The sequence below is a fragment of the Wolbachia endosymbiont (group A) of Udea olivalis genome (genome assembly GCF_964028365.1).
GTDB classification, from domain to species: domain Bacteria; phylum Pseudomonadota; class Alphaproteobacteria; order Rickettsiales; family Anaplasmataceae; genus Wolbachia; species Wolbachia pipientis.
This window is the reverse complement of the sequence record NZ_OZ034773.1, coordinates 1-21328: the sequence shown is the minus strand read 5'-3', so window position 1 is coordinate 21328 and position 21328 is coordinate 1. Positions and strand designations below refer to the sequence as shown.

The window sequence follows — 21328 nt, the reverse complement described above, 5'->3', positions numbered from 1 at the left end:
AAACTGCATGATTTTGAAGATAAGTGAACTATTAAATTCATTTCTGTATATAAAGATATTCAACATTCCATTTATAATTATTTGGGTAATTGCAACTGGAATCTTTTGTACTGCCCAGTTCAAATTCATTAACTTTAGGTTACTTAAATATGGAATACAGACGCTATTCAATCTAAAGTGTAATAACAGCAACAATGGCATAATCACTCATATTCAAGCGTTTGCAACAGTAATTTCAGGAACAGTTGGTCTTGGAACAATATCAGGAGTTGCAATAGCTATCACAATAGGGGGCCCAAGTGCAGTTTTTTGGATGGTAATTACCGGAATACTTGGTATGTCGATAAAGTTTGCCGAGGTGGTGCTTGCATTTACTTATCGCTCTGAAAATACAACTGGCGGGGCTTTTTATTACATGAAGTACGGGCTTGCAAAAATTGGATTTGCAAAAACTGGTAGATTTCTTGCCTTCACTTATGCGATTATGCTACTTATTGCAATGATTTTGGGCGGTATACCATTTCAAGCAAATCAAATAGCAGCACTATCAAATAACCTCCTAGAATACAACGCATCCATTATTATATCCCTGCTTGTCTTTATTGTAATATTGGGAGGAATAAAGCGCATTGCTTTCGTTTCAACGAGCTTAGCACCAATTATGATAGTGCTATATGTGGGTATGTGTATATATTTAATTTATGTAAACGGAAGTAATTTGCTGAATGCTCTATCCATAATATTCCAAGATATCTTCAATAAATCAGCTATAGGAAGCGGAGTATTGAGCGGATTAATAGCCGGAGTGAGAAGATCAGTGTTTGCTAACGAAGCAGGTACCGGAACAGCAGCTATAGCACATTCAGCTGTAAAAGAAGAAGATCCAATTAAAGTTGGGTGCGTTGCAATGATTGCACCACTTATAGACACAATATTAATCTCATTTTTGACTGGTATTGTGATAATTATCACTGGTATGCATAGCACTGATAACGTGGGTGATATTACACTAATTAGTTCGATATTTTCAACAGCTTTGCCCTTGTTCAGCAAGTTAGTTTTTCCGCTAATGATGTTTTCCTTTGCATTTTCCACAATAATAGCTTATTGTTACTACTGTGAAGTTGCTTTGCTGTATTTATTTGGTAGTAAAAAAATACTGATACCGTTCCAAATTCTTATAGTGGTTTCAGTGTATATCAGTTGTATGTCAAAGAATATAGAATTTATATCTTATCTAGGTGACAGTTTGTTTATGTGCCTTATGATTCCAAATGCTGTTGCAATATATCTACTGAGAAGGGAAGTCTTGAGTACAATAGATTCCTATTACAATTCTAAAAGGTATTAAACATGACTTATAGATTACTTTGTATGGTGTTATTTTGTCTATTGTTTAATGATGCGCATGCTGCTTCAGGTTTTTACGAAAGTTATGACGCTGTGTTGAATGGAATAAATAACTTCATGAATGAAGTGCTGTTTTTCAAGATCCTTTACGTGCCATTTATAATCCTTCTACTAGTTTTTGGTTATGTGTTTCTAACATTACGTTTTGGATTTCTCAACATAAGAATGTTTAAGCATGCATTTGCTATTTTATGTGGAAAATATGACACGAATCACCATGATGGTCATATTACGCATTTTCAGGCATTTATGACTGCACTTTCAAGCACAGTAGGCCTTGGAACTGTTGCTGGAGTCGCAATTGCAGTTTCAATGGGAGGGCCAGGAGCGGTGCCTTGGATGATGATTACAGGTTTTTTTGGTATGTCAGCAAAATTTGCTGAGGTAACGTTGGCGTTTAGACATAGAACAGAAGATCAGGACCAATTGTTTAGTGGTCCCTTTCAGTATATAAGGAATGGTCTGGAGGAATTTGGATTTAAAAAACTTGGTATTGTGCTGGCTGCCATGTATGCAGTATTCTTTGTATTATCAGGTCTTGGTGGAAGTGTAGCGTTTCAAACCAACCAAATGGTTTCCATATTATCTGGCTATTCAAGTTGGGTAGATGGTCACTCTTGGTTTCTTTCTTCCATAATCTCTGCGCTGCTTGCTCTAGTGATTATTGGTGGAATTAAAAGGATAGCTAGAGTATCTTCTGCACTAGTGCCTATTATGTCACTTATATATATCTTTAGTTGTATTATTATTATTGCATTTAATATTCATAACCTTGGTTATACGTTGAAAATATTATTTTCCACTATGATAGATTTCAATGCTGTTGGCGGAGGGATGGTAGGAGCATTTGTTGCTGGAATTCAAAGGGCAATCTTTGCCAGCGAAGCGGGTGTTGGTTCTGCTTCAATTACTCATGCAACAACTAAAGATGAAGAACCAGTAAGAACAGGGCTTGTTGCAATGATAGAGCCGTGTTTTGATACAATGCTCATTTGCTGTTTAACTGGAATAACGATAGTAATAACAGGTGCATACCAAACAGGTGTTGGTGAGGGAATATTAATTACTCAAAAGGCATTTGAGACAGTTTCTCCATGGTTTCCTATCCTTCTAACAGTAGCTGCTCCTTTGTTTGCATTTTCTTCGGTAATTTCATTTGTATATTGTTGTGAAATGGGGTGGCTATATTTATTCGGTGCAAAAAGTATAGTGATATACCGCATAGCGGTAATAATTGTGGCGTTTTTCTCTGGCCTTTCTAAAGATATAATGGCTATTGCCAATATCGGTGGAACTTTGTTCTCTTGTTTAGCTTTGATCAACATGACAGCGCTTATACTGTTTAGCAATCAGATTAACGATGAAGTTCAGTGCTACCTAAAAAGGCTGAGGAATAATAAAATTAATTAAATTTTGGCATATGAAGGTACAACAACAGATGTCATTTCAGTACCATCTTCTTGTTACCTCAGAACTCTCTCTTGTCATCCCAGTGCGTGACACTGGGATCCAGTCTATTTCATCATGGACATTATTTTTAAGATATGCTCCTAGAATCCGTTGTCAACTGCATAATTTGCGAATACTTTTATATCTGGATTCCAGTGTCAAGCACTGGAATGACACCCTTCTGGTACTCAGATGATACGAAAAGAAACGCTGGAACGACGTCGTTCAAGGCAACAAATTGCCTTCAAATTACAACAACTGTGGATATGATGGAGAGGTACGTAATCCTTATACTATCCTACATACTCGGTTCAATACCGTTTAGCTTAATCATTACAAGAATAAAAGGGATAAACTTAAGAGAAATAGGTTCAGGTAATATTGGTGCTACAAACGTTGCAAGAACAGGAAATAAATTTCTTGCTGCTTTGGCATTACTTCTGGATTCCTTTAAGGGATTTATTGCCGTTTATATAGCACAACAATTTTTTGATGATAATCTTTGTATATACATATCTGCAATTTTAGCAGTTTTAGGACACATGTTTCCTGTATGGCTAAAATTCAGTGGAGGAAAGGGCGTTGCAACCACTCTAGGGATACTGATAGCATTTAACATTGATATTACTTTAGTATTCGTAATAATTTGGATAATAGTCTTTCTTGCCTTTAGATACTCTTCCCTTGCTTCACTCAGTGCTACTTCAACGGCTGTAGCATGGTCCTTTTTTTTTCAGAGGAATTTGTTCTTAACATTACTAATTATAGGAGCACTAGTTTTCTTAAAGCACCACAGAAATATTGTGAATCTTCTGCAAGGTAAGGAAAATAAATTTTTATAAGCATGCTGAATCTGCTGCTATATTACTAACAGATACTTCATGCGAGAAACGACTTGAGACTACTTCCTCTACTTCTTTTATCATTTCTTCCATGCTTTTTCCACTTTTCTTACATGCATCATCAAGTGCTAATTTTAGCTTACGTATATCATTCTCTTCTAGCATCTTATTCATTTCTTTTTTCGTTATCTCTAATTTTTTTAGTAAGATGTTCTCCATTATCTCTCTTTCATCACCTTTATACTGGCTACTTAGTCTGCTATACGCAATGCAACACTTCTTTTCTCGTGGCAAGGCTGACAGATTTTGCAATGTAGCATCTACTTGAACTTCTATAGGGTTAACTTTCCTAGCCTTTTCAACAGCTTCTGACCTAAATTTCTCGACTTCTCCTATTATTATTTTGCTAGCTATTCTTTTAGCTTCATCCACAGATGAATCCTTGAGAGAAAAATCTGTCTTGAGTAAATTTTGGTTTAAAAGCTCTAGAAAAACTTTTTCTTTTATATCAGCACAACATCTTGTGTTTGTTTCTTGTGCAATATAAAAAGATAAGCGCTCATCCAAGAATTCTACTAACTTTATAGAACTAATATCTTTCATTAACATCAGCACAATTTGTTCACTATATTGAGAAGTGAAACTCAATAATTTTCTCATTAAAGGAATACTTACTTCTGAAATAAAATTATCAACTATCTTCTGACTTTCATCGTTAGGGTCATTCTGAGCTTTGTACCAAGCCTTAAGAATTTCTTTACTGTTTTTTTTGTTTTTTAACCTGTCTAACATGAACTTACGTGCTTCATTTTTTGCCTCTGAAATTGATATTTGCTGCGGAGCAGTAAATCTAATTTCTGGATCAGGATGAATACCCTCTAGTGTGCTTAACATTCTGTAGACAATACCGGTAAAACAGGTGTTAGGGATTCGCTCTTTTCTAGAGAAAGTTTGGCTATCAAGCAAATTTGTAATTAACGCGTCTTTTTTATTTTTTACAGCTTCTCTGTCTCCATCATTGCAGGCTTTCAGAACTAAAAGTAAAATCTGTCCACCTGTAAAGCCGGAGCTATGCTTTTGATCATCTTTGCAAAAGTCATTTAAAAATGTAATTACTCTTCCTTTATCCTAATCACTAAATTGACGATAATTAAGTTCATTTAAATCATTTATATATTCAATAAATTGCTTAAATTCTCTATCATTAATAACGTCTTCGGATACTTTTTCACCATACTTATCTTTTAATTTATCAATATTTTTAATGATATCATCATTTAATTGATGGGGCAGTAAATGTTCAAGCTTAACATCAAAACTATTAACCATACCACGTAAATTCTCTTTTATACCCTCCAAAAAGAAATTTATAGAAGCTTTAAGCAGCGTAAATGGGTTAAAATCTTTTGGTCTCAGTTCACTCTGCAATAAAACCAATAGCATTGTAAGTGGTATAGTTCCCAGTAACGAAATAAGCAAAAAAGTGGTAGTGAAAGTTAGATATGTTATAAAAGCAGAAAACAAGAGGAAGGCTGCTACCTTGATTGTATTGTTCTTAAAAAATATTTCCCAATATTCCCTTTTGCTCATCTTTTGCTGTTTTGCCGTTTTTATTTCTTTGTAGATATAAAGAGTTTTAATTTCAGACCTGAAGAATATAGTACCAAGAGAAAAAAGAACATTAACGGGATTAGTGATAATGCTTAAAGAAACAAAAGTTGCAAAATAACTAACAAACTTTAGCCTGCTAGATTCCTTTGAAGGAAATTGTATTTGAGAAATACCTATCATAGCTTACCTTCAACATCATTACACTTTAGTAATAGCATAATAATTTAAAACGTCAATGTTTAAGTATCTTATTATCCGCACATTCATCATACTCGATTTCAACTGTAGAGTGTGCTATTTCGAACTTATCTAGCAATATTTTTTTTATTTCATATAAAACATTGGTGTGCTGCACATTTTGCTTTATTTTAGCATGCATGGTAATTATAAAATAATTATCAGACAGCGACCATGTATGTATGTGGTGCACATCTATCACTTCAGGTAATTCTGATGTGATCTTACTTTTTATCTCTTCAGCAGATATACCCTCAGGTGTACCTTCAAGGAGTATATGGCAAGAATTCTTTAGAATTTTGTAGCCACTATTTAGAATTATCACACTAACAAATACTGATAAGATTGGATCTACTATTTGCCATCCAGTAAGCATGATAATTATGGATGCAAGTATAGCAGCTACAGAACCTAAGATATCTCCTATAACGTGTAGTACAGCACTTTTTATGTTTATATTGCTCTCGCATTTACTATGTAATATAAAAAAGACTATGATATTAGAGATCAGGCCAAGTGTAGCAATTATTAACATTACTTTCCACTCAACATTGACTGGAAAAATAAACCTTTTTATTGACTCAATTATAATGATTACTGCAATGAGGAATAGAGTTAAACCATTAACAAATGCTGCAATTATCTGCAACCGATGATACCCGTATGATCTCTGCAAATCGGATTTCTTAGCTGAAAACCTATGTGCTAACCAGCTTAAAACCAAGGCAAAGAGGTCAGTGAGCATATGCCCTGCATCTGATAATAGAGCAAGCGAATGTGAAATTATTCCACCTACTATTTCCATAAACATTGTTATCGCAACTATTATTATGGAATAGATTAAGCGCTTGGACTGCGCTGCTGAGTGTTTACCGTTATGCACTGCTGTCATATAAAATCTTTTCATGAACAAAAACGTGGGTAACACTGGGTTCGAACCAGCGACCGCTTGCACGTCAAGCAAGTGCTCTACCAACTGAGCTAATTACCCATCGTGGTTTTAGTATAGTGCTTTGGTGGAATGAAAGTCAATAAACCACTTTGCTTTTGTCCTTGTCCAATGTGATTCCGAAATATAGCTGTATAGAATTTCAGCCATATTCTAAATTTTACATATTAAGTTAACTATCTATACTTTATTTATTAAGATATAAATTATATTAATACAGGAATTTACGTTTTTTTTAGGGAAATTACTTTATGCTTGATATTTGAAGAGTTAATAAATTATAGGTTAGAATCATGGCAATCAATCAACAAGTAAATAAAAATATAACTAAAGAAGAATACTTCAACAATAACGGCAAAGGGTTTAATTCGCCACATGTTATAGAAGTTGAAGATTTAAATATTAAAGTAGAGGTTTATTCTCACAATTTAAGAGCAAGTAAAGTTGCTAACATTGAAAGTGAGATAAGAGAAACAGCTACTAGTTTTAAAGATACATTCAAGTTAGAACGCGGCAGTTCAGAACAAACATTTAAAATTTACATGTTTGATGACAAGGATGATTACACTCACCTTGGTGGAAGCGAGCGTTTCGGTTCTTACCTTGGAGACGAAGGTGGTAAATGTTACTACAAAGGGAAAGCTGATGTTTTTGCTGAAATGTACGTCTACCAGCAAGGTGGCGTTCATAATCTTCAGCATGAATTTGCACATGGTTTAACTTACTTGGCTACAGGAGGCAAATCTTTACCTACAGTATTAATGGAAGGAATTGCAGATTACTTTGAGCATCATTCAGATCATAAATTCAATTCTCAAGGATCAAGTATTGACAAGACCGAAGCTGCAAATTTGGATTTAGATAAAATTTTAAGTTTAGAATACTCAAAGGACAGCGAAGCAAATAGCCTAGTTTATAAAACAGGTCATGCGTTGATAATGTACTTACAGGAAAAAGATCCTAGTTTATTAAGAGACTACCTAGATGCTTTACGTCAAGGTAACTCAGATGAGTCAAAAAGTTTCTTGAAAGACATAAAAGGACACGATACTGACTTCAAAAGTTGGCTTGCTGAGAATGATACAGAAACTGCAATGGAACATCTCAACGCTTTGCAAGTTACAAAAGGAGATTTCATAGCAACTGGTCAAGAAATAGTGGGTGGAGAAATTAAAAACGTATCCTACTATAAAGCAAATATAGAAAAAATGGATGGAGAAAACGTTGGAAGTTTTTCTCCTGTAGAACACGTTGCATTTTATGATGTTGCTCGTGCTATAAATAGGGCAACAAATGATACACTTGATATATCAAAGGAATATCATTTCCTCAAGGTAGTAAAAACTTCCGATGGACAAGATAAACTAACTTACTCTGACCAACAAGGTAATGAGTACCGAAACAGTCTAGAGTATAAAAATCAGGCTTTTAGAATGCTATCAAAGTATGATGAAAATTTAAAGAAAGCTTATGATGATGCATTAAAAAATCTGGATGAGCAGAGGCAAATGGAATATCCCAAGATAAATAAAGAATATAGCGAAGGGAAGATTTCTTACGAAGAGTATTCAGACAAATATTATTCAATTCCCTCCAAATATGAGGAATTAAAAAGTACCTTACTTGATGAAACCATAAACACTGGCTTAGAACAAGTAAAAGCGACTAAGAACATCGATGTAGAAAAGATGTTAGAAGAGATGATCAATATCGATTCAAACTTGATAAGAGGTACAAATCATATTGATCTACAAGAAGGTAAGATTTTTTCTATGCAAGCTCATGGTCAAGGAGATATGGGTGCACTGTCTATATATGACGGAAATACAAAGCTTGGAGAATTATTGAGCGAATCAGGATTTTTTAAGCAAGTTGAAGGCCAAACTAAAGAAACTTTCGTTTTTGAGGATATATTACACAACTTAAATGTTTCATACGAAGGCGGTGCTTACATGGCAGTTACAAAAGAAAATGGTCATTATAAAGCTTCCCTAATAGATGGCAGAACAGTTGAACGCGATGAATACTTTGATGAAGCGCATTTACATGAAAATGAATTGTTGCATCCTAGCACTGGACACATCCAAAAAGATTTAGATTCTCTGCTTCTTAGAGGTACCAAAATTTTGAATCATCAGGATTCAGAACATGCACAATATTCTGATGAGCAAAAGGCAAATGGAGTAATCGTGGAAAAAGGAAAATTACTGGATAATAAGGGAACAGATAGGACAGACGATGATGTATATGAAGCTGTCGTAAAGCAAGGAGACGAGCGCTTACATGAATTTAAAAATATGGGCTTTTATATTACCGAGAAAGGTGATCTATTTATTCATGACCATGGAGCAAATGTAAGGTTTCAACTACCACAAAGTATTACTCATCTAAAATTAGTGGAAAAAGACGGAGCATATAAGCTTGTTCCGGTGACAAAAGATGGTAATGAACATCCAATAGGTATGCCAAATATATCAGATGAATATAGATACATAGATCCAATATTTGCACATGAATATGAAAAGAGAGATTATTCCCATAAACATGTAAATGTGGGCCTTATAAACTTAGAGAAATATGGCTCTGGCAAACTTTTTGCTATAAAGTACGACCCAAATGATTACCACATACAAAGAAACTCTAGCGGTGAAATAGTTAGAATAAAAGATCAAACATATTTCACTAAAGTAAAATTGTTTGATGGCGACGAAGAAATTGGAATGTTATCTAATAACTTCCATAACTTCAAAGGTAAAATATTCTTTTCTGCTGACTACAACTACAGTTATAACGATTTCCTAGCATCTGTTTCTCCTCAAGTTGAAATTGAGGATATGGGAAATGGAAGTAAAAAAATAACTTTCGATCAAGGTAGTGGTGATATCGGTGATACTAATAGAGGCTACACGGACTATCAGAGAATATATACAAAAACCGAAAGTCCAAAAGGGCAAGTAAGTGAAACTAAGACAGAAGTTCATAGTACTACTAATGTTGTTGCACAAGCTGCTGAAGAGAAAACTGCATCAAACGACAATAGTGAAATGCAGTCTGACCAGCCACAAATTCCAACAAGGGCAAAAAGGTCAGCTTCAGTGGAGGAGAAAGAGCAAGAACAGGTAGTATTAAAAGACACAATTCTCAAAATAGAAAAGAGCTACGAGCAGGACTCAGAAGGGAAGCATAAGGCAAATGTAACGATAGATTATAATGATGTAAAAGCCTTATATGATAGAGCGGAAGGAGCAGAAAAGCAATCTGTGTTAGATTTTTGGAACAAACTGCACACATCAGAATACAAGGTTGGTGCTTTGCCGGAAGACAAATACTATTTTGAAAAAGGCAAATTCGTAATCCACGATAGTGATACGAAAAAGCTTATAGTGTTACCTGAAGATAAGGTGTCCATCAAGATAATGAAGGATGGTGATAGTTATAGTTTAGCTATATCAAGTGGTAATGGCAAAGTAATAAGCAGCATTAGTAAAATAGATAATCCAAATTACGAATTGCTGTCAGATTCAAGTCATTTCAATTCAGAGGAGCAAGATAATATTGTATTATCAGATCAACATCACGAATATAATCTTTATCTAGAGAATGGTTTTGTGAAAATGTTCGATTGCGCAAGCGATCACATTTATCACGACCACAACTCGGCCTATATCTAATACATACAAGGAGGGCAGTGCCCTCTTCTTGTCATTCCAGTGTCAAGCACTGCCGTCTTGGATGGAAACCAGCGTCACGCCCTGGAATGACAGGGTTTGTCATCCGAGTAGCCCCTTCGGTGTCATCCCAGTGCCCAGACACTGGGATGGCTTTGTTGCATCGCTACTTATGAAAGGCTAACTATAGTTAGGATTATAAGCAACCTATTGAAAATCTTGTTTTTTTGCAATCAATCTGATCAAATTTAAGAATAGTAATTTGTTATTTATATTAATAAATTTAATTCTATTGAAAATAGCTAAAGCATTGAAATTCTTGAATTTTAGCCAGATTAGTGAGTGGTAGTAAAATTTCTTTTACTCAAATTTAGGTATTCACTGACCGTTCTTGTTATAAATACCAGAATAATAAGCTACTGATATTCGCTATCTTTTTTATCTTTAATCCATCATAGCTAGCGATGCAACAAAGCCCACTGGGATCCAGAAAACTTAACTTTAAATAAGTGGCTGCATAATAAAGGCTGGATTCCAGACTGGAATGACATCATCTGCTACACACTTGAATGACAAGAGAAGAATTCTGAAACAACAAGTTTCAAGGAAATCTTATGTAAAATCTAACATTAACGAAAATTATACTATTTTCATGCATGCTATGGTTTTTGTAATTAATGGAGGGTGATATGGCGTTGAGTGAAAAATTGAGTACAATAGATACAATAGAAAACCTTGCAACTAACAAAAATTTTTTAGGAAAATTGATAGTGGAACTCAATAAAGGTGCTAATGATAAAGGTATATATACTAAAAAAGGTGTGGATGATGAGTTGAGAAAGAAAGCTAATACTGCAGATGTTTACACTAAAAGAAATGTAAATGATGAGTTGGCAAAAAAAGCTGACAAGAATTACGTCCATGCTGAGCTAGGAGAGAAAGCTGGTGCAGCTGATCTAGCCAACAAAGCTAATACTGCAGATGTTTACACTAAAACTGATGCAGATACTGCTTTTGTCAAAGCTACAGAGCTTAAAACAAAAGCTGCAGCAAAAGATGTCGTGGATGCTATAATTGCTTCTACTGATTTTACCGATAAAGTATACACTAAAAATGATGCAGATACTGCGTTTGTTAAAACTGCAGATCTTGCAACAAAAGTTGCAAAAAAAGCTGTTGTGGATGCTTTAATACCAGAATTAGCAAAAGGTGCTGATGATAAAGGTATCTATACCAAAAAAGGTGTTGATGATGCATTTGTTAAAACTTTAGGACTTACAGATACGCTAAAAACAGAAGTAGTAAAACAGCCTGTTGTGGATGCTATAACTGCTTCTCCTGATTTTACAAATAAGGTATATATTAAAGCTGCTCCAGCCGATGAAGTTTACACTAAAACTGCTGCAGAGACTGCTTTTGTTAAAGCTACAGAGCTTAAAACAAAAGCTGCAGCGAAAGATGTCGTGAATGCTATATTTGATGCAAAAGACGGCGACAAATCAATTTTAGTGGATAAATTAGGAGGATTTCTTGATGCTACTGACACAGCGTATGGTGACAAAAATGATCAAACAGCAAAGGTGTTCTTAGGAGGTAAAGGGCTAAAAGGGGAGACAGGAGCCACTGGTCCTAAAGGAGCAGATGGTAAAGATGGAGCTCAAGGCCCACAAGGGGAGACAGGAGCAGATGGTAAAAGTCCAACAGCTGCTGAAATAGCTTCTGAGAAAGCCTTACAAGAGCATGTAACAAAGATAAGCATACAAAGTCCAGAATTTAAAAGAGCTGTGCAAGAGGAAATGTCACAACCGTATTTTGAGCCTCCAACAAGTGATGATGCTGCACTTAATTGGACTTGGTAATACAGCTTAGATCCAAGTAGTCACGCTACTTGGATGACGTCATATGGTCCTCTGATGACGGAAAAAGGACTCGGATAACACCCTACAATGTCATTCCAGCGCGTGACGCTGGAATCCAGCCTTTTCATAATCATTAAAATGTTGTATTTTAACATAAAACGGCTACTTTTATGCTTACCAACTTAATAAAATTCCTGGATCCCAGTGTCTGGGCACTGGGATGACACCCTACTAGCAGAAGTTACTCTCAAATGTTTGTTCATGTTAGCTACAAACATTAAGAAATTTACCAAACGAAAAAAGGCAAAAGAAGCCCTAGTCATTGTCTATTTTCAGTATTGGCGTTTTTTAAGTCTTAAACACTGCAATTTAGCTGCTTTTAAATGCAACTCATCTTAGTTTAAATGTTTAAGAAATTTACTAAGCAGAAAAAAAGGCAAAAGAAATCCCGTATTAGCTAGTTGTCACTCTCTAATCCTGCAAATTGGCGTGCTATACTGTCTTAAACGCTTTATAAGCGCGTTTCAGCTTATATAGGTAAAAACCCAGAAATGTTGTGAAGACGTAGGGTGCGCATAGTGCAAAAAATTAAAAATAAGACGCCAATTACGTAATACTGTTGTCGTTTAATCTGCACAGATTGAAGATAAATGAATACCTTCAGTTTCATGATAAGAGGGCTGGCGAAGGGTGTCAAGTAAGTTTTTTCGTTTCTACCAGCTACTTGGATGACACCACATAAATTAATAAATAGGAAAATTACTACAAATCCTTTCAACTTTAGCTTTTACTGCTTTTTCGACACTTGAGCTATTTCCGCTGATTAATCCTTGAATTACTTCATTTATTAGACCAGCTATCTCTTTAAAATTTTCTGCCTCAAGTCCGCGTGTTGTCTCAGCAGCGGTGCCAAAACGGAGCCCTGAAGTGATGGTCGGCTTTGCTGTATCAAATGGTACAGAGTTTTTATTACAGGTAATACCGGCTCTCTCAAGGCTATCTACAACGTCTTTTCCAGTTAATTTCTGCGATCTTAAGTCAACTAGCACTATATGAGAGTCAGTGCCACCGGTTATAATGTCAAGTCCATGCTTTTGCAATTCTTGAGCCAGCACTTTCGCATTTTCCACGACTTTCTTGCTATAAGTCTTAAACTCTGGTGCTAATGCTTCTTTAAATGCAACAGCTTTTGCAGCTATCACATGCATAAGTGGCCCGCCCTGCAATCCTGGAAAAACTGCAGATTGAATTTTTTTGTGTAATGCTTCATCATTGGTCATCACTATTCCACCACGAGGACCACGCAAAGTTTTGTGAGTTGTGGAAGTCATAACATGTGCATATTCAGCAGGGGATGGATATTCGCCCGCTGCAATAAGCCCTGCATAGTGAGCAATGTCTGCAAGCAAATAAGCACCAACTTTATCTGCAATTTCGCGAAAGCGTTTGAAGTCCATTTTTCTCGGATAAGCAGAAGCACCAGCTATGATCAATTTCGGTTTATGCTCCAGCGCCAGCTTTTCTATCTCATCCATATCCAGCAAGTAAGTGTCTTTATTCACTGTATATTGAACTGACTTAAACCATTTACCAGAAAGGCTTGGTGCCGCACCATGAGTTAGATGCCCACCGCAATTCAGTGACAATCCAAGTATCGTATCACCTGGAGCAAGTAGTGAAGCAAACACTGCTTGATTCGCCTGAGAACCAGAGTGAGGTTGAACGTTTGCAAATTTTACACCAAACAACTTACAAAGTCTCTCTATAGCCAGACTTTCAATTTTGTCCACATGCTCACAACCACAGTAATATCTTTTACCTGGATAACCTTCTGCGTATTTATTAGTCAGAAAAGAGCCTTGTGCCTCCATTACCGCTTTGCTTGCAAAATTTTCTGATGCAATTAATTGCAATTGTGATTTTTGGCGTTGTAATTCTTTTTCTATAGACTGATAAACCTCGTTATCAAAAGACTTTAAACTATTTTTAGAGCCACAGATTTTTTTTAAAACACTCATCATAGATCAAACCTCGCTTTAATTTTAAGATGCACAAGCAATTTTAAGACTGCTTATCCTGCTTTTTTAACCATAAGAGCCCAAAAACAGCTATCAGCAAACATACAGGAATAATAGATGTTGCTTTTATCAGCAATTCAGCACTATACACAGGATTTCCTTGTATCACTGTCCTATCCCAACACAAATCTATTATTTTTGCGATCCCAGTGTGAAAAAAATAGCCAAAAACCATGACTATCATATTTGACACAGCTGTAGTTAATCCTATTAAGTTATTATTTACATAACTTAATGCTTTGTACAGTGTTACTATTTGATATCCAGAAGCGAAACCTATAACAAGAAGTGCAGGCAATACAATATACAATCCGCCAGCCTGTGTAAAAAGTAAAAGGAAACTAGCAATCATTGCAAAGGAACAGACAATAATAACTTCATAATGTCTATTTGGATATTTTTCTAATATGTGAGCAAAAGAGAGCAATCCAGCTGCAAATCCTACATATATAACAGAAGAAATTGAAGACGCTAGATCACCGGCCATTTGATATACCTCACATAAAAAAGCTTTTGTCCAAGCATCAGCAAAACCTTCTAGTGGACCTACCATTAAGCCACCAAAAAAACTAATTAGAATGATATATTTATTGAAAAGCACAGTTTTTAGATCCTTCATGCTAATTTTTTCTTTTCGAAAGTTGTAAGCATTGTAAGGAATAACTAAAAATAAAGATAAAGCGAGTAAGAAACCAAACCCTGAAAGAATATAAATTACATAATTCCAACCAAACTCATCAAGCAAAAGTTCTATTGGTAGACCACCATATATTGCCCCTAATAGCCCTATAATAACAGATATGCTTGCCATTTTTGCTGATTTTTCTCGCGAAAAATACATACTGGCAACTTTAAATACTCCTATTACTGACGCAGACGAGCCAATCCCAACAATTATTCTACCTAATACTGAATAATACCACTCATCAAAGCACACAAGAGGTAATGTTCCAATAGACACCAAGACAGCACAAATAGGTAAAACAATTTTTGGACCGAATCTATCAAAACAAAGACCAACAGGGATATGAACTAGTGTAAATCCCACATAGTAGAGACCATTAAATTGCCCTAAATCTGCAATGCTTATATTAAATTTTGTTATTAATACAGGCGCAATTATGTTTGGCATGACACGTAACACATACTGGTATGCATAGAAAAGAGATACTATCAACCATACAAAAAAATTACTTTTCGACATACCTACCACCTAATAAAACCCAATTACAATTAAAACAAAAATATCAAAGTAAAATAAAGTATTATATTTCATAATAACAAGAGCCTTAAATTAGTACATCTAACGATTTTATCATACGAGCCTTCGATAAATTATCTACTTATTACAATCAACTTCTCTAAAATCTTTATTTTTTAACCATAAGAGCCCAAAAACAGCCACCAGCAAACATACAGGAATAACTGATGTTGCTTTTATCAGCAATTCAGCACCATACACAGGATTTCCTTGTATTATTGTTCTATCCCAACACAAATCTACTATTTTTGCGATCCCAGTGTGAAAAAAATAGCCAAAAACCATAACTATCATGTTTGACACAGCTGTAGCCAGGCCTACTAAGTTATTATTTACATAACTTATCGCTTTGTAAATGGTAACCACCTGATATCCAGATGTGAAGCCAATAATAAAAAGCGTAGGTAATACAACATACAAGCCACCAATCTGAGTAAAAAGCAAAAGAAAACTAGCGATCATTGCAAATGAGCATGCAATTATTACTTCATAATGCTTATTTTTATATTTTTCCAATAAATAAGCCAAAGAGAATGATCCTATTAACATTCCTATCAATATTACGGAAGAGAGAGAAGATGCCAAGTCTTCATTCATTTTATATACTTCAAAAAAGAATGCTTTCACCCAACCATCGGCAAAACCTTGCATTGGACCGACCATGAGTCCACCAAAAAAGCTAATTAGAATAATATGCTTGTTGAAAAGTATGTTTTTTAAGTCTCTAATGCTAACTTTTTCCTGTTGAGCATTGCTTTCAGGCGTTACTAAGAACAGCAACAGAGCAAGTAAACACCCAAATGCTGAGAATGTATAGATAACATAATTCCAGCCAAATTTATCGAGTAAGAAGTCTAAAGGTAACCCGCCACATATCCCTCCCAAAATTCCTATAATTATAGATAAGCTGGCCATTCTTGCTGATTTTTCTTGCGCAAAATACATGCTTGCAACTTTAAAAAGCCCAATTGCTGAAGCGGATGACCCAATTCCAACGACTATTCTGCCAAGTATTGAATAATACCACTCATCAAAGCATATAAGTGGTAATGTTCCGGTAAATGTTAAGATAATACAAATAGGCAAAACAAATTTTGGCCCGAATTTGTCAAGAGCAAGACCAATAGGTATGTGAGCCAGCGTATAGCCTACATAGTATAACCCACCAAACTGGCCAACATCTGTAATACTTATGTTAAATTTTGTTATCAATTCAGGCGCAATTATGTTTGGAATTACGCGTAATATATATTGGTATGCATAAAACAGTGACGCCAACAGCCAGACTAAAAAATTCCTCTGCAACATGAATCTCAGCTAAAGTTTAGGATTATAGATACTTTAGTTATAAAAAACAATACTATATTAATCATCTAAATCTGCTTAGCTCTTTTTACAGCTTATAACTTTAAGTAGCCAAAAGCCTATCATACCTATTAGTAAACATATAGGTATTATTAACATAGATTTAACCATTACATCGGCTCCATAAAGCGGTTTTTCATCAACGATCTTACCATCCCAATAAAAATTCATTATATTTGCAATAACGGTATGAAAAAAATAGCCAAAACTCATAACTATAGCATTACTTACAGATCCTGCACTTGCTACCGCATCATCCTTCACAAGATTTACAACTTTGGCAGTCAAAACAATTTGGTACGCAGAAGCAAAACCAACTATAAATAGTAATATGGATGCTAAAAGTGAATTAATGTTACATATAAAAAGTAATAAAAACACAATTATCATAGCCATAGCACAAGAAATTATTATCTCATAGTGTTTGGTTGGTTTTTTTTCTAGTAAGTAAGAAAGTGATAAATATCCAAAACCAAAGCCTATCAGTATCCATTTTGAAATATTGTATGCAACCTGTCTATCTATAGCATACATCTCATGCAAGAATGTTGCAGACCATACATCTGTAAACCCTTCCAATGGTCCAACCATAAAGCCACCAAATAAACTTATTAATAGAACATTTTTATTGAATATAACTTCACTTAAACTTTTAATATTTAATCTTTCTTCTGAAGTATCAATTTTGGGTATAAACATAAAGGAAACAAGAGCAAGCAACAATCCCAGTGTTATAAATGTAACAAACACATAGTCCCACCCAAACTTATTAAATAAGATATGTAACGGTTTAGTGGCAAATACACCACCTGAGATGCCAATAATAGCTGATATACTAAACATCATGGCAAATTTTTCTCTACGGTAATAAATACTTATTATTTTAAAGAGTCCAAGTACTGAAGCAGAGGATCCAATACCAGTAATTATCCTTCCAATAATAGAATAACTCCAATCATTAGAACTGACTAAAGGTAAAGCACCTAAAGATGTTAATGCAATACAAATCGGTATAACAATTTTAGAACCAAATCTATCTAAAAGAATACCTACAGGAATATGTGCTAACACATAACCTACATAATACAGTCCACAAAATTGTCCTATTTCTGTTGTTCCTATATTAAACCTTACTACCAATTCAGGAATTATAATATTTGGAATTACGCGTAATATATATTGGTATGCATAAAACAGTGACGCCAACAACCAGATTAAAAAATTCCTCTGCAATACTTTACCCCAAAGCTAGTATTATAGATACTCTGTTTATAGAAAACAATATTTTTATGAATACTTATTTTAATTTACCGGAATTTTATACAGTTGAACTCATAGCCAACATAAGTAGTTTATGCATTAACTAAATTTTCCAGGTTCAAGTTTGGATGATGGAAAAAGTTCACTTTTTCTATTTTTAAAAGAGACCTTTTATTTTACTTATAATTTTTTCTACCATATCTACAACTGGCTCATGAATAAGGTATATAAAAAAAATTACACCACAAATGATAAGTATATTTATGATTTTACCCTTATTCATCTTTATCTTGAGCTTCACTTTTGTTACAAGATCCATTTTATTTATGTTTTTATTTCATGCTGACAATTATATCTTAAATACCATAATTTTCAGTAAAATTTGACTTCAGAAGTATTCTATTAATTCAATATTAACCTTTTTATGTGTAAAATAGTTAATATAATATTAAAGCAGGCTGATGAATATAAGCACGATAGATAATACGCTGCAAAATTACATAACAAAATACATTGAACAAACATTCGCTACACACGTGCTAGGCAATAGATACGACAAATTGTATAGGAAACTTCTAAGTGGTATAGAAGAGATAATAAAGCTTGCTGTAAATGAAGCAAAACACTACGATGAAAATTTAGAAGATCTATATAACGATTCAAGATTTAATAAGAAATTTATTCAAGCTGTTGCTAAACATCAGGTGTTGGAATTTTTAAATACTTATCCGAAAAGAAAAGAAATTGTTGCAGAATTTTACAATGAACATCACATTAACGAAAGTGATTTAAAGACTCTGGAAAAGGGGAAAGATTTAGTAAATAAAATAAATAACATTAACTTACTGCAACAAAATGAAAAAAATGAGGAATTCAATATTAGAAAGACACTTGCTCAATCAATAAAAATGCCTTCCATAGAAAAACACAAATTAGAGCATTCAAGATAACCTTAGTGAATATTTTTGACGCGGTGAAATGGGTAATTAATGGATAGTCTATTTCATTTTAACTCCTGGCACGCTTTAGTAATACTATCACATCCAATTTCTAATTGTTCCTGAGAGGTTGCATAAGAAATTCTGATAAAATTTTCTAGACCAAATGCAATTCCTGGAACCACAGCAACCAAATGATCTCCCAGTAAGTATTCAGTAAAATCTAAATCATTATTTATTATCTTACCACTTTTTGTGCTTTTACTGAGCAATCCTTCACATGAGACAAATAAATAAAACGCACCTTGTGGAACAGACGCTGATAATCCCGGGACAGAATTTAGCTCTTTCACCATAAAATCTCTACGACTCTTAAAAATCCTTGTTCTTTCTTTCAAAAAACTATGATCACCGTTTAATGCTGCTGCTGCTGCTGCTTGTGCTATCGAATTTGGATTAGAAGTGCTTTGAGACTGCAGCGTAGAGATAGCTTTTACCACATCACTTCTACCTGCAATATACCCTATTCTCCAGCCTGTCATTGCATAGGCTTTTGATACTCCATTGACTACAAAAACTCTATCATAAAGCTTCGGCTCAACCTGAGCGATAGTAAAAAACTTTTCGTCGTATATTATATGCTCATAAATATCATCTGTAACGACATTCATATGTGGATATTCAAGCAATATTTGTGCTATGTCTTTCAATTCATCACATGTGTACACAGCTCCTGCAGGGTTGTTCGGTGAGTTAAGAATTAACCATTTAGTTTTTTTAGTTATCCTGCTTTTCAATAATTCCGCTGTCAGTTTAAAATTTTGTTTGCATTCTACTACAACTGGCAAGCCGCCAAAAAGACTTACCATATCAACATATGAAACCCAATAAGGAGCTGGAATAATAACTTCATCTCCAGAGTTAATTGTTGCCATGAACAAATTGAATAACACCTGCTTAGCACCTGTACCAACACAGATTTGGTTAAGCGTGTACTCGAGGTTATTATCCTTTCTTAACTTATTAATTATTGCTTCTTTCAGCTCACGCGTTCCATCAACAGCAGTATATTTAGTCTTACCTTCACTTATTGCTTGAATAGCTGCTTTTTTTATATGATCTGGAGTATCAAAATCCGGTTCTCCTGCAGCTAAAACACAGATCTTTTTTCCTTCATTTTTCAACTTATTTGCCTTATCAGTTACAGCAATCGTAGGTGATGGTTTTATTAGGAACATTCTTTTTGCAAGGTCTGACATATTTTACTGAAGCTAAATTTAAATGATAAACCCCGTACAACAAAAAAGCTAGGAATTTTGTGTATTGTATTAGTAGCTTTTTACCAGGTTTACCAACGCAGCAATATTTTCAACTGGAGTATCAGGGAGTATTCCATGTCCGAGATTAAATATGAAGGGTAAATCTCTAAAGCAATCTATTATACGTTTTGCTTCTTTGATTGCTTCCGTTTTATTATAGGCTAAAAGATTAGGATCAAGGTTTCCTTGTAGAGGGATGTTTAGATTCGCTTTCGCCCATTTTATTGGAACATTATAATCTATACTTACTGCAGATACACCTGTTTGTTCGCAGTAATCTTTATAAAGATTTCCAGCAGACCTTGGAAAACCTATTATTGGAAAATCAGAAAATCTATCCTTTATTGCCAAGATAATTCTCTTTGTTGGTTCGATAACATATTCTTTAAACAATGGTTCCGATAACGCACCAGCATTACTGTCAAATAGCTGAATAACATCTGCTCCAAATTCTATCTGTTTAATTAGATAAATAATCGTTACTTCCGTTATTCGTTCAATTATTTCCTTCAAACACGAAGGATAAAAATTTAATACTTTGGAAAAAGTTTTGCTGCTCCCACCTTCTATGATGTATGAGGCTATTGTCCATGGTCCACCAGCAAATCCTATGAGAGATTTTTCTTTTGGTAATTGGCTTCTGACTTTTTTTATAGCGTTTAGAATTGGTAAGGTTTTAGTTTCAATTTCTTGTGGACCCTTCAATTCCTTAGGACTTTCCACGGGTTTTATTATTGGACCTACACCGCGTACGAAATTCACGTCACAACCCAAAACATCAGCTATTATTAAAATGTCTGAAAAAATTATCGCCGCATCCATGTCAAATCTTGTCACCGGCTGTAACGTCAATTCTGTCACTAAATCTGTGTTGTAGCATATCTCCATAAAATTATTCATATTTTCTACTGCTTTGCGGTACTCAGGAAGAGACCTGCCAGCCTGACGCATTAGCCAGATAGGCACTCTTCCACCCGGCTCATTTCTCTTAATAATTTTCGCTATTGTTGTTTTGCCGCTTTCCAATCTATTCTGTTTATTCTTTTGTATATTAAAGTATAGCAATAATAATAGTTCTATCA

The 21328-nt window shown here is 34.6% G+C and carries 13 protein-coding genes, 1 tRNA gene and 1 pseudogene; 6 read left to right on the top strand and 9 right to left on the bottom strand.

Features of this window, described 5'->3' with window-relative positions:
- Nucleotides 1-7: 7 nt before the first annotated feature.
- From ABWU32_RS00080 to plsY, 3 genes are all read left to right on the top strand, one after another.
- Entirely contained in the window at nt 8-1351 is a 1344-nt protein-coding gene (locus ABWU32_RS00080) for an alanine/glycine:cation symporter family protein (RefSeq protein ID WP_015589350.1), read from the top strand.
- A 2-nt stretch (nt 1352-1353) separates the two neighbouring features.
- Nucleotides 1354-2820 (top strand): alanine/glycine:cation symporter family protein, encoded by a 1467-nt coding sequence (locus ABWU32_RS00075; RefSeq protein ID WP_015589349.1) that lies wholly within the window; start codon nt 1354-1356, stop codon nt 2818-2820.
- A 308-nt stretch (nt 2821-3128) separates the two neighbouring features.
- Nucleotides 3129-3701, top strand: coding sequence for a glycerol-3-phosphate 1-O-acyltransferase PlsY (plsY, locus tag ABWU32_RS00070; protein WP_015589348.1), 573 nt, complete (start codon nt 3129-3131; stop codon nt 3699-3701).
- Here plsY and ABWU32_RS07920 read toward each other — a convergent pair.
- The 3 genes and pseudogenes from ABWU32_RS07920 to ABWU32_RS00050 form a co-directional block, all read right to left on the bottom strand.
- Nucleotides 3696-5492: pseudogene (locus ABWU32_RS07920) on the bottom strand (hypothetical protein). The gene plsY and the pseudogene ABWU32_RS07920 sit on opposite strands and share 6 nt — an antisense overlap.
- Nucleotides 5493-5544: 52 nt before the next feature.
- A complete protein-coding gene (locus tag ABWU32_RS00055; RefSeq protein ID WP_015589346.1) occupies nt 5545-6441 on the bottom strand; it encodes a cation diffusion facilitator family transporter in 897 nt (298 codons plus the stop codon).
- A gap of 26 nt (nt 6442-6467) precedes the next feature.
- Nucleotides 6468-6540 (bottom strand) — tRNA-Val (locus ABWU32_RS00050).
- A 251-nt stretch (nt 6541-6791) separates the two neighbouring features.
- Between ABWU32_RS00050 and ABWU32_RS00045 the strand changes: the two genes are divergently transcribed.
- Entirely contained in the window at nt 6792-10169 is a 3378-nt protein-coding gene (locus ABWU32_RS00045) for a peptidase M2 (protein ID WP_174516957.1), read from the top strand.
- Between the two features lie 686 nt (nt 10170-10855).
- The gene (locus ABWU32_RS00040) at nt 10856-12025 is read left to right on the top strand and encodes a collagen-like protein (protein ID WP_353278663.1); all 1170 of its coding nucleotides are present in this window, start codon (nt 10856-10858) and stop codon (nt 12023-12025) included.
- A 743-nt stretch (nt 12026-12768) separates the two neighbouring features.
- Here ABWU32_RS00040 and glyA read toward each other — a convergent pair.
- The 4 genes from glyA to ABWU32_RS00020 all read right to left on the bottom strand — a co-directional run bounded on the left by glyA (nt 12769) and on the right by ABWU32_RS00020 (nt 17962).
- Nucleotides 12769-14046 carry a serine hydroxymethyltransferase gene (gene glyA / locus ABWU32_RS00035; RefSeq protein WP_015589344.1) on the bottom strand — a complete coding sequence of 426 codons (1278 nt, stop codon included), beginning with the start codon at nt 14044-14046 and terminating at the stop codon, nt 12769-12771.
- A 40-nt stretch (nt 14047-14086) separates the two neighbouring features.
- Entirely contained in the window at nt 14087-15307 is a 1221-nt protein-coding gene (locus ABWU32_RS00030; RefSeq protein WP_141457298.1) for an MFS transporter, read from the bottom strand.
- Between the two features lie 135 nt (nt 15308-15442).
- Complete coding sequence (locus ABWU32_RS00025) at nt 15443-16672, bottom strand: MFS transporter (RefSeq protein WP_179949600.1); 1230 nt, start codon at nt 16670-16672, stop codon at nt 15443-15445.
- A 75-nt stretch (nt 16673-16747) separates the two neighbouring features.
- The gene (locus ABWU32_RS00020; protein ID WP_015589342.1) at nt 16748-17962 is read right to left on the bottom strand and encodes an MFS transporter; all 1215 of its coding nucleotides are present in this window, start codon (nt 17960-17962) and stop codon (nt 16748-16750) included.
- Nucleotides 17963-18450: 488 nt separating this feature from the next.
- Here ABWU32_RS00020 and ABWU32_RS00015 point away from each other — a divergent pair, with 488 nt between their 5' ends.
- Complete coding sequence (locus ABWU32_RS00015) at nt 18451-18939, top strand: hypothetical protein (RefSeq protein ID WP_015589341.1); 489 nt, start codon at nt 18451-18453, stop codon at nt 18937-18939.
- 53 nt (nt 18940-18992) lie between these two features.
- Here the strand turns inward: ABWU32_RS00015 and ABWU32_RS00010 are convergent, their stop codons facing one another.
- Entirely contained in the window at nt 18993-20186 is a 1194-nt protein-coding gene (locus ABWU32_RS00010) for a pyridoxal phosphate-dependent aminotransferase (RefSeq protein ID WP_015589340.1), read from the bottom strand.
- Nucleotides 20187-20255: 69 nt separating this feature from the next.
- The gene (gene hemE, locus ABWU32_RS00005) at nt 20256-21272 is read right to left on the bottom strand and encodes a uroporphyrinogen decarboxylase (protein WP_353278969.1); all 1017 of its coding nucleotides are present in this window, start codon (nt 21270-21272) and stop codon (nt 20256-20258) included.
- Nucleotides 21273-21328 lie beyond the last annotated feature (56 nt).